Source organism: Nocardia sp. NPDC055053 (genome assembly GCF_053608285.1).
Map to the genome: position 1 here is coordinate 21,314 of NZ_JBSGVD010000055.1, position 9,439 is coordinate 30,752.

Below are 9,439 nucleotides of genomic sequence, written 5' to 3' on the forward strand. Positions count from 1 at the left end.
TGATGAGCCTCGAAGAATTCTTCCTCGACCCGCTGCGCTACGAGTTCATGGTCCGCGCGCTCGCGACGACCGTCACCGCGGCGGTGGTGTGCGCGGTGCTGTCGTGCTGGCTGGTGCTGATCGGCTGGTCGCTGATGGGCGACGCGGTCTCGCACGCGGTGCTGCCGGGCGTGGTGCTGGCCTACATCGTCGGCTGGCCGTTCGCGGTCGGCGCGGTGATCTTCGGTTTCCTCGCGGTCGCGCTGATCGGTGTCGTCCGCGATACCAGCCGGGTGAAAGAGGACGCCGCCATCGGCATCGTCTTCACGACCCTGTTCGCGTTCGGCCTGGTCCTGGTGTCGGTGACGCCGAGCCAAACCGACCTCAACCACATCGTGTTCGGCAATCTGCTCGGCGTGAGCCAGGGCGAGATGATCCAGATCATGATCCTGGCCGCGATCGTGCTGACCGCGCTGGTGCTCAAGCGTCGCGACTTCACCCTCTACGCCTTCGACGCCACCCATGCCCACGCCATCGGGCTGAGTCCGCGGATTCTCGGCACGGCGCTGCTCGGTCTGCTCGCGCTCACCTCGGTGGTGGCGTTGCAGGCGGTGGGCGTGGTGCTGGTGGTCGCCATGCTGATCATCCCGGGCGCGACGGCCTATCTGCTCACCGATCGCTTCAGCCGCATGCTCGTCATCGCGCCGACGGTGTCGGTGGTGTGCGCGGTGACCGGTCTCTACATCAGCTACCACCTCGACACCGCCGCGGGCGGCATGGTCGTGGTGACCCAGGGCATCGCGTTCACGCTGGTCTACCTGTTCGCGCCTCGGCACGGCATCATCGGCCGCCGGGTGAGCGCCGCGCGTGCCAGGGCGAGCTCGAAGGTCGCCGTGTCGAGCTGAATTCGGCGAATCCGCCGCGGGGCGACGATCCGCGACGCACGATGTGACCTAGAACGTGTTCACCTCGCGCGGGAAAGGTCGTCGCTCGATGTTCGGTCTCGGGGTACTCGATACCGCCGCACTGTCGCTGGATTCGCCCGATGGGCGGCCACGGGAAGTGCGGCGGGCGCAGCAGCTGGCGGTGTGGCAGGCCATCTACTGCACCGGTGTCGCGGTCGCGGTGATTCCGGCGGCGGCGCTGCTGCCGACGGATTCGGCGCTGCTGCGGTACGTGGGGTCGGCCTACGTCACCGCGGCCGCGGCGCTGCTGCTCGCGCTGTTCACCCTCGCCTTCACCGTGCGCTCGCGCTACGCGCATGCCCTCGGCTGGTACGCGGCCGCACTGGTGATCCTGGTCGGGGCGTTCGGCATTCTCACCCTGCCCGCGGTCGTGGTGTCGGTGGCGGTGATCGTGCTGCTCGACCGCCCGGCGTCCAAGTCCTGGTTCGAGGTCGAGGAGAAGCCCGAACCGCTGGCGTTCCGCGACCACGTCACGCGGATTCCGGCGTTGGTCCGTCCCCTCGCAGGTCCGGTGGGCGCCGGCTGGAAGGCCCTGCTGGCGCAGCGGTAGGCCGACGGCCTGACCCGGATTCGTGTCGGGGTCGGCTGGCAGGATGTGGGCCATGAAGGTCACTGGGGAGGACGTCCGCGCGTTTGTCCTGTCGCTACCGGAGACGGTGGAGCAATTCGCCTGGGGCATGCCGATTTTCAAGGTCGCGGGCAAGCTGTTCCTGACCCTGCCGGAGGAGGAGACCTCGATGGCAGTGCGCTGCCCGATCGTCGACCGTGACGAGCTGGTGATGGCGGAGCCTGCCAAGTTCTGGATCGCCGGCCACGAGGCGGGCAACCCCTGGGTGCGCGTCCGGCTGGCGGCACTCGACGATCGCGAGGAAATGGCAGCCATCGTCACCGACTCCTGGCGGCTGGCCGCGCCCCGGGCGCTGCTGGAGGATGCCGATCCCGGCCTATGACCGCCAATGGCCTGCGCCGCAATGGCGATTCGGCGGCTGAGATAGGCCAGGACAGCGAGGGTCCGGTGGCGGCCGGTGCTCAGCCGACCGGCGTGATGTCGGCCTCGATGGTCTGGATGGCGTTGTCGGGGATGACGAAGGTCTCGACGATCTCGACGGTCGTCAGCCGCACGCCTGCGATGCCGGTGTCGAGCAGGTAGCGGGTGGTGACGGTGTCCCCGGATTCGGACATGGTGAGGTCGCGGACGCCCTGGATCACCCGGTATTGCAGCCCGTTCTCCAGATCCGCGGTCAGCTGCGGGCCCGAGTAGCCGGTCTGGAAGCCGACCTCGACCCGGGTGGCGTCGGGGGTGAAGGGCACCGCGCTCGCGTCGTGGGAGACCAGGGCGTCGATGTAGGCGCGGGCGATGGCCTCGCGCGGGGTGTCGGCCGGATTCGGTTCTGCCACAGCGGTTGCCGTGCCGAGCGCGAGGAACGCCGCCGCGATGGCTGAAACATGAGTGATTCGCATGCAGAGATGCTGGCGGTCGCGACCGGTCGGCGCAACCGGTGCGGCCAGGGCCGCGCCGGCCCGCGGCGGTAGGCTCGGAGCTCCTATGGCACTCAGCGCAACTCTGCATCATTTCGCCGTCCAGCTCGCCGACGTCGACCGCGGCGTCTACGAGGACCTCGAGCTGCGGGTCGCCCGCCACCCCTCCGAAACCCTCGAATACATGCTGACCCGCATCCTCGCGTACTGCCTGCAGTACGAGGAGGGCATCGTCTTCAGCGAGGGCGGCATCTCGGCCACCGACGAACCCGCCGTGCAGATCCGCGATCTCACCGGCCGGGTCACCGCCTGGATCGAGGTCGGCGCGCCCGACGCCGACCGGGTGCACCGGGGCAGCAAGCTCGCGGGCCGCGCCGCGATCTACACCCATCGCGATCCGGCGAAGGTGCTGGCGCAGTACGCGGGCAAGAAGATCCACCGGGCCGAGGACATCCCGCTCTACAGCGTCGACCGTGCCTTCATCGATGCGGCCGTCGCGCTGATCGACCGCCGCAATACCGCGACCCTCTCGGTCACCGAGGGTGTGCTCTACCTGGACCTCAACGGGACGAGTCTGCGCGGGGAGATCACCGAGCATCGGCTCGGGCAGGCCTGAGGTCGATCCGGCCCGCGCTGTCGGCCGGTTGGCGTACCGTCGGGTCGAGTCGTCGATCAGGAGGATGCCGTGCCGAGCGTGATGAGCCGGATCGTCGTACCCGCCTACCTGCGGATCACCAGGGCGAACCGGAACTACGTCAGCGCCGAGGCCGCGCGCGAACACGTGCGACGGCTCGGTGCGGCGCCCCTGCCCTACGCGCCGCCGAAGCGGCTGCGCGGGGTCGTGGTGTCGAAGAGCGAGGACCGCGGCTGGCCGGTCTACACCCTCACCCCGGCGTCGGGGCCGTCGCGCGGCGGGCTCGTGTACGCGCACGGCGGCGGCTGGGTCGGCGAAATCGCCCCGCAGCATTGGTATCTCGCGGCCCGGCTGGCCGCCCAGTTGCGGCTCACCGTCACGGTGCCGATCTATCCGCTGATCCCGTTCGGCACCGCCGCCCAGGTGATTCCGCGCTTCGCCGAGATCGTCACGGCCAGTAACGCGCGCTACGGTCCCACCTTCGTCGCCGGTGATTCCGCGGGTGGCCAGATCGCCCTGTCGACCGCGCTGCATCTGCGCGACACCACCGGCACGACAGTGCCACGGACAGTGCTGATCTCGCCCGCACTCGATCTCACCCTGGAGAATCCGCTGATCACGGACGTACTGCCGCGCGACCCGTGGCTCGGTCGCGAGGGCGGACTCGTCTTCGGCGAGATGTGGAGCGGGGAGCTGCCGATGAAGGACCCGATGGTGAGCCCGCTGTTCGGCGACTTCGCCGGGCTCGGCCCGCTCACCGTCTTCACCGGCACCGAGGACATCCTCAACCCCGATGCCAACCTCCTGCTCGGCAAGGCCAGGGCCGCCGGTGTCGACATCGACTTCCACGAAGGACACGGCCTGGTCCACGTCTATCCCCTCACCCCGAGCCGCGAAGGCCAGCAGGCCCGGCGCCACATCGTCGAGACCCTGCGCGCCGATCTGCGCCGCGGCTAGCGCTGGGACAGGTGGTGGTTGAGCAGGATGGTCAGCTGGGTGACCGCCTGGTCGAACGGGTGGGGTGACTTGAGGGCGCGGCTGTGGACGATGGTGCCCTCGATGGTGGTGAGCAGGAAGCCGGCGAGGGAGACGGCGGCGGAGCGTTCGATGCCGGTGGCGACGATGCCGTCGGCGAGGCGGGCGGTCCATTCGGCGAAAGCCTGGCCCGCGATCGACTGGACGGCCGGGTCGAGCTCGTCGAGGGCGGCGGCCATCATGAACGAGCCGGCGCTGTAGTCGGTCTGTTCGAGCGGGGTGCGCCAGAAAGCGAGCAGATCGGTGAGCCACTGCTGCACCGACGGCGCGGTCTGCAAGGCGTCGGCCATCGCGCTCACATGCGAGTACACCAGGCGGGACACGATCCGGGCCGCCGTCTGCACCAATTCGCCCTTGCCCGAAGGGAAGTGCTGATACAGCGAGTTGCGTGAGGTGTTGCTGCGCTTGAGCAGTTCACTCAGCGCGGCCGCGTGCACGCCGTGCTGCTGAACGGTGCTGATGGTGTGCTCGATCAGTCGGGTGCGCGGTCCGGCTGCCATCCGATCTCCTCCAAACCCTTGATTGAACCGATCGGTCCATGTTAGACCTATTCCAGCGTGAACCGATCGGTTCATATGGAGAGGATGCCATGCCCACCCCCATCGCCACCGCAGTTCCGGTCACCCATACGGGAATTCTCGGCCTCGGCGTCTATCGCCCGCGCCGGGTCGTGCCCAATGCCGAGATCGTCGAGGCCATCGACTCCTCCGACGAGTGGATCAAGACCCGCTCCGGGATCGCCGCCCGGCACTGGGCCGAGCCCGACGAGACGATCGTCGGGATGAGCGTCGCGGCCGCGCGTGACGCGCTGACCGCGGCCGGGGTGGCCGCCGGGGAGGTAGATGTGGTCGTCCTCGCGACGTCGTCGCAGATGGTCCTCGGCCCGTCGGCGGGCGCGGTCGTCGCCACCGAACTCGGCATGGACGACACCGCCGCCTACGACATCTCCGCCGGTTGCGCCGGTTTCTGCTACGCGCTGGCCGACGCGGCGAACCTGGTCCGCTCCGGCCAGGCGCGCAATGTGCTGGTGATCGGCGTGGAACGGCTCTCCGACCTGCTCGACACCACCGACCGCAGCTGCGCGTTCATCTTCGCCGACGGCGCGGGCGCGGTGGTCGTCGGCGCCGCGGAGCAGGAGGGGATCGGCCCGGTCGCCTGGGGTTCGGACGGCAGCCGCACCTCGGCGATCAAGCAGGACAAGGACTTCCTCGAATACTTCGCCGAGGTCGCCGCCGCCGAGGCGAGCGGTGGCACGTCGGTGCGGCCCTACATCCGGATGAACGGGACCGAGGTGTTCCGCTGGGCCGTCACCTTCCTGGAGAAGGCGTGCCGCAACGCGCTGGACCGGGCTGGTATCGCCGCTGAGAATCTCGACGCCTTCGTCCCCCATCAGGCCAATATCCGCATCACCGACGCCCTGGTGCGCACCCTTGGCCTGCCCGACACCGTCGCCGTGGCCCGCGACATCATCGAAACCGGCAACACCAGCGCCGCCTCCATCCCGATGGCCATGGAACAACTCCTGCGCTCCGGCGAGGCAAGTCCTGGCGACACCGCCCTGCTCCTCGGCTTCGGCGCCGGCCTCGCCTACGCGGGCCAGGTCGTCCACCTGCCGCCGATCGCGTGAGTCGGCTGCGCAGGGCGCGGGCGGTCTAACCGCCGGTGACGTGGGTCTGGCCTGCGTGCAGGAGTTCCAGCGCGCAGTCCACCGACTGGTCGAGGACCGCGGCCGGGTCGCCGTCGAAGGTGTGGTGGACGGCCCACGCGGTGTCGCGGGTGGCGGTGGCGCACCAGACCGATCCGGCTGGTTCGCCGTCCTGGGAGCCGGGGCCACCGACGCCGGTCGTCGCGACGGCGACGTCGGCATCGGTCAGCGCCCGCACACCCTGCGCCATGGCGATCGCGGCGGTTTCCGACACCACGGGGACGTCGGGGACGCCGAGGAGCGTCTGTTTGACCAGGACGGAGTAGGCGACCACTCCGCCGCGGAACCATTGCGCGGAGTCCGGTGCGGCGGACAGGGCTGCGGCCAGATTGCCGCCGGTCAGTGATTCGGCGACGGCGACAGTGAGCCCGTGCTTGATGGCGAACTCGGCGACGTCGGACGCGGTGGCCATGCGGTCTCCCTCTGGTCGTCCGGCGGCGCCGCCTGCCGGAGATTCACGCAGCGGGTTGCCCGGCCGCCGCCCTGGTGTGCAGCGACCGGTGGTCGCTGACCGGCACGGCGTACGCGGCTCCGTCGCGGATACCGAACTCGAACCGGCAGGGAAACAGCGAGGGTAGTCCTGTCGCTCGCAGATCGTAGTTCGCCGCGAGGGTCTGCATCGCCCAGCCCTGCAGGGAATCCGGTAGTCGCAGGGTGGTGCCGTCCACGCAGGACACGTAGGCCTGCGTCCGCTCACCGTTCACCGGGATCGGGTTGCGCAGACCGACCGCGCCGATTTCCAGAATCCGGCCTGCGGTGTGCGAAGAAGCGACGCTCGGCAAATCCAACTCGATGTCGTCCATGCGGGAAACGCTAGCGCAGCAACCATTCAGGGAACACGGGAATCGCATCGACTCGACGCACTTGGAAACCCTCGTTGACACAGGTCTTTCGGAAGAATGCTCGCCATCATGAGTCTGCGAACTGTTCTCGATGTCAGGGCGCTCAATCGCGCCACTCTCGCCCGGCAATTCCTGCTCGATCGCGCCGATATCCCGGTGCTCGATGCCGTCGCGCACCTGTGCGGGGTGCAGGCGCAGGAACCGCAGGAGCCGTTCCTCGGGCTCTGGTCGCGGGTCGCCGGGTTCGATCCGGCCGACCTCGACGACCTGCTCACCGGGCGGCAGGTGGTCCGCGCCCATCTCATGCGCCGGACCGTGCACCTGGTCACCGCCGCCGACGCGCTCGCCTGGCGGGGCAGACACGACGCGATGCTGCGGCAGCGAGTGCTCACCACGTACAAGCGGGAGCTCGCCGGCGTCGACCTCGACGAGCTCGCGGCAGCCGCGCGTGCCGTGCTCGCCGACGGCGAACCGCGCTCGATGGGGGAGATCGCGCGGGCTCTCGCCGACCGCTGGCCCGCGCCGGGAACACGGGCGCTGGGGGAGTTGGTGATCGCCGCGCTCGTGCCGACGGTGCAGTTGCCGCCGCGCGGACTGTGGAAGGTGAAAGCCGGTGTGCGCAATGCCCCGGTCGGTCAGTGGCTCGGCCGCGAGGTCGACCCGCTCGCCCCGGCGGGTACCGATCCCGTCGGCGCTGACCTGGTCCGGCGCTATCTGGCCGCGTTCGGTCCCGCCGCCTCGGCCGATCTGCGCGCGTGGTGCGGCCTGACCGGTCTGCCCGCCGCGGTGGCCGCGGTCCGCGACGAACTGATCACCTTCCGCGACGAACGCGGCAGGGAACTGCTCGACCTGCCCGACGCCCCGCGCCCCGACCCGGAAACCCCAGCGCCGCCGCGATTCCTGCCCGCCTTCGACAACGCGATCCTCGGCTATCACGACCGCAGCCGGATCATCGACGACGCCGACCGCGGCCTGTCCGTCGCGGGCGCCCGCGTTGTCCTGGTGGACGGCCGGGTCGCCGCGAGCTGGACCGTCGAGGACGACATCGTCACCGTCGCGCCGCTGCGCGAGCTCACCAGCGCCGAACGCCGCGCGGTCACCGACGAGGGGCACCGCATGGCGATGTTCTTGTCCGGCAACGACACTGATCGCGTCCGGATTCGGTGAAGGGCGCCGCGGCGAAATATTGCGACCGTGTTGCGATCGTCGTCATATCACCGCAAAGAGCCGGAAAGGTTCCCGTTTCGGGACCTTCATCGGGGGGCCGTGGCGCGGTTCTGATCGCGCCATCGACAGCCGCGATGCTCGGCTGAGCCTTCGACGCGCCCCGCACAGGTGGCCTGCGCCGAGGAGGTGTGACCGCTCGAACCTGATGAGGGGAAGTATGAGAATCAACCGTATTCGCGGTACCCGTGGCCTGCGTGCCGCCTGCACCGGTGTGGCCGTGCTCGCGCTGGGCGCTCTGATGGCCGGTACCGCGGGCGCCGACGCGAACGTCGCGCTGCCCGATGGCGAGCGGGCCGGGCCGGGTGTCACGGTGAAGCGGACCGGCGAGCGCGCCCTGGTCTCCCCGTCGCTGGCCGCCAACGGCGCGGGCCGCGTCGCCTGGGTCTCCGGCACCGTGACCGCCGATGTCACCGCCACCCCGGAGGGTGAGGTCGGCCCCAACAACGGCCCGGCGAACAAGCCCGGCTCGAACAACTCCTCCACTCACGGCGCCTCGCAGCTCAACACCGGCTACATCATCGGCTGCCAGGTGGCGATCGGCGACGACGCCATCGCGGCCGGCCTGTCCGGTGGCATCGACCTGTCCGGCGGCAGCCTCGGCGGCTCGGTCGGCCTCGACCTCGGCCCCGGCGAGGTGAAGTTCGTCCAGATCGAGAAGAAGGACATCCTGAAGGCCGGTACCTACTCGGTCGAGTACCAGGACGTCGAGATCGAGGTCCAGGGCTGCGGCGGCTACGCGCAGGCCCGCTCGTACAGCGTCGTGGAGATCATCGGCGACCACTACTCCAAGACCACGCTCTACGGTGCCCCGTTCAGCATCGGCTGAGCGCACCGCCGAGACCGCAATCGATCCGAGGAATGAAATACATGATCGACCGTAAGAATTCGGCCCGCCTCGCCGGTCTGGCCGGTGCGGCCGCCGTGACGCTCGGCCTGCTGTCCACCGGTGCGGCCAACGCCGACACCTTCGTGCCGCTGCCCGGCGGCGAGATCGTCAAGACCCTGTCCGACGGCACCACCGTCACCGTGCGGCTGGTCGGCGAGTCGGCCAACATCAACCCGTCGATGGGTTCGACGCCGGTGCACCGCAACGCGTGGGTCTCCGGTAGCGCGCAGGTCGAGGTGTCCGGTGAGAACGCCAAGGGCGGCAAGATCTACCCGGGCTACGTCGTCGGCTGCCAGGTGAACATCGACGGCGGCGGCGTCGAAGGTGGCGTCGAGGGCGAGAGCAGCTGGGACGGCGAGGATGTCAGCGTCGGCGCCAGCAGTGGCGCCGAACTGAGCCTCGGCCCCGGCCAGGCCAAGTCGTTCTACGTTCTCGACATCGAGAAGGCCGACGACTACGGCAACGAGGACCACGGCACCAACAACAAGTTCAAGGGCAAGAGCGGCTCGGTGACCTGGGCCGACACCACCATCGGCCTCAACGGCTGCGCCGGCTACGCCCAGGCGCGCGCCTTCGTGAAGGTGAAGGTGGAGACCGCGAACGTGAACTCGGTCGTCACGCTGTGGGGCCAGCCCTTCAGCATCGGCTGATCTCGGCAACCCGGCAGCGGGGCCCGGCGCGACAGTG

General features: G+C 69.6%; 13 protein-coding genes. 9 read left to right on the top strand and 4 right to left on the bottom strand.

The genetic code is table 11. The features are described from left to right. Positions 1 to 2 precede the first annotated feature (2 nt). The 3 genes from ACWF82_RS32185 (at position 3) to ACWF82_RS32195 (ending at position 1,894) form a co-directional block, all read left to right on the top strand. Entirely contained in the window at positions 3 to 884 is an 882-nt protein-coding gene (locus ACWF82_RS32185) for a metal ABC transporter permease (protein WP_452507347.1), read from the top strand. A gap of 88 nt (positions 885 to 972) precedes the next feature. After that, a complete protein-coding gene (locus ACWF82_RS32190) occupies positions 973 to 1,494 on the top strand; it encodes a hypothetical protein (protein WP_452507348.1) in 522 nt (173 codons plus the stop codon). 52 nt (positions 1,495 to 1,546) lie between these two features. Beyond that, positions 1,547 to 1,894, top strand: a complete 348-nt coding sequence (locus ACWF82_RS32195; protein ID WP_452507349.1) for an MmcQ/YjbR family DNA-binding protein — start codon at positions 1,547 to 1,549, stop codon at positions 1,892 to 1,894. A 79-nt stretch (positions 1,895 to 1,973) separates the two neighbouring features. Here ACWF82_RS32195 and ACWF82_RS32200 read toward each other — a convergent pair whose 3' ends face one another. Beyond that, entirely contained in the window at positions 1,974 to 2,405 is a 432-nt protein-coding gene (locus ACWF82_RS32200) for a hypothetical protein (RefSeq protein ID WP_452507350.1), read from the bottom strand. Positions 2,406 to 2,490: 85 nt separating this feature from the next. Between ACWF82_RS32200 and ACWF82_RS32205 the strand changes: the two genes are divergently transcribed. Then, entirely contained in the window at positions 2,491 to 3,039 is a 549-nt protein-coding gene (locus tag ACWF82_RS32205; protein WP_189032664.1) for a YaeQ family protein, read from the top strand. Positions 3,040 to 3,108: 69 nt separating this feature from the next. After that, entirely contained in the window at positions 3,109 to 4,014 is a 906-nt protein-coding gene (locus ACWF82_RS32210) for an alpha/beta hydrolase fold domain-containing protein (RefSeq protein WP_452507351.1), read from the top strand. On the opposite strand, the gene ACWF82_RS32215 is transcribed toward ACWF82_RS32210, so the two are convergent. After that, a complete protein-coding gene (locus tag ACWF82_RS32215) occupies positions 4,011 to 4,592 on the bottom strand; it encodes a TetR/AcrR family transcriptional regulator (RefSeq protein WP_452507352.1) in 582 nt (193 codons plus the stop codon). The two genes, ACWF82_RS32210 and ACWF82_RS32215, sit on opposite strands and share 4 nt — an antisense overlap. 89 nt (positions 4,593 to 4,681) lie before the next feature. On the opposite strand from ACWF82_RS32215, the gene ACWF82_RS32220 reads away from it, so the two are divergent. Then, positions 4,682 to 5,719: a beta-ketoacyl-ACP synthase 3 gene (locus ACWF82_RS32220; protein WP_452507353.1), complete on the top strand. Its 1,038-nt coding sequence runs from the start codon at positions 4,682 to 4,684 to the stop codon at positions 5,717 to 5,719. Positions 5,720 to 5,744: 25 nt separating this feature from the next. Here the strand turns inward: ACWF82_RS32220 and ACWF82_RS32225 are convergent, their stop codons facing one another. Together ACWF82_RS32225 and ACWF82_RS32230 are read right to left on the bottom strand one after the other, a co-directional pair. Continuing rightward, positions 5,745 to 6,209 (bottom strand): CinA family protein, encoded by a 465-nt coding sequence (locus ACWF82_RS32225; RefSeq protein WP_452507354.1) that lies wholly within the window; start codon positions 6,207 to 6,209, stop codon positions 5,745 to 5,747. A 43-nt stretch (positions 6,210 to 6,252) separates the two neighbouring features. Further along, entirely contained in the window at positions 6,253 to 6,600 is a 348-nt protein-coding gene (locus tag ACWF82_RS32230) for a hypothetical protein (protein WP_452507355.1), read from the bottom strand. Positions 6,601 to 6,708: 108 nt separating this feature from the next. On the opposite strand from ACWF82_RS32230, the gene ACWF82_RS32235 reads away from it, so the two are divergent. From ACWF82_RS32235 to ACWF82_RS32245, 3 genes are all read left to right on the top strand, one after another. Continuing rightward, positions 6,709 to 7,806, top strand: coding sequence for a winged helix DNA-binding domain-containing protein (locus ACWF82_RS32235; RefSeq protein WP_452507356.1), 1,098 nt, complete (start codon positions 6,709 to 6,711; stop codon positions 7,804 to 7,806). Between the two features lie 217 nt (positions 7,807 to 8,023). Continuing rightward, complete coding sequence (locus ACWF82_RS32240; RefSeq protein WP_452507357.1) at positions 8,024 to 8,692, top strand: MspA family porin; 669 nt, start codon at positions 8,024 to 8,026, stop codon at positions 8,690 to 8,692. A gap of 41 nt (positions 8,693 to 8,733) precedes the next feature. Beyond that, on the top strand, positions 8,734 to 9,402 hold the full coding sequence (locus ACWF82_RS32245; RefSeq protein WP_452507358.1) for an MspA family porin: 669 nt from the start codon (positions 8,734 to 8,736) through the stop codon (positions 9,400 to 9,402). The last annotated feature ends 37 nt before the right edge of the window (positions 9,403 to 9,439 follow it).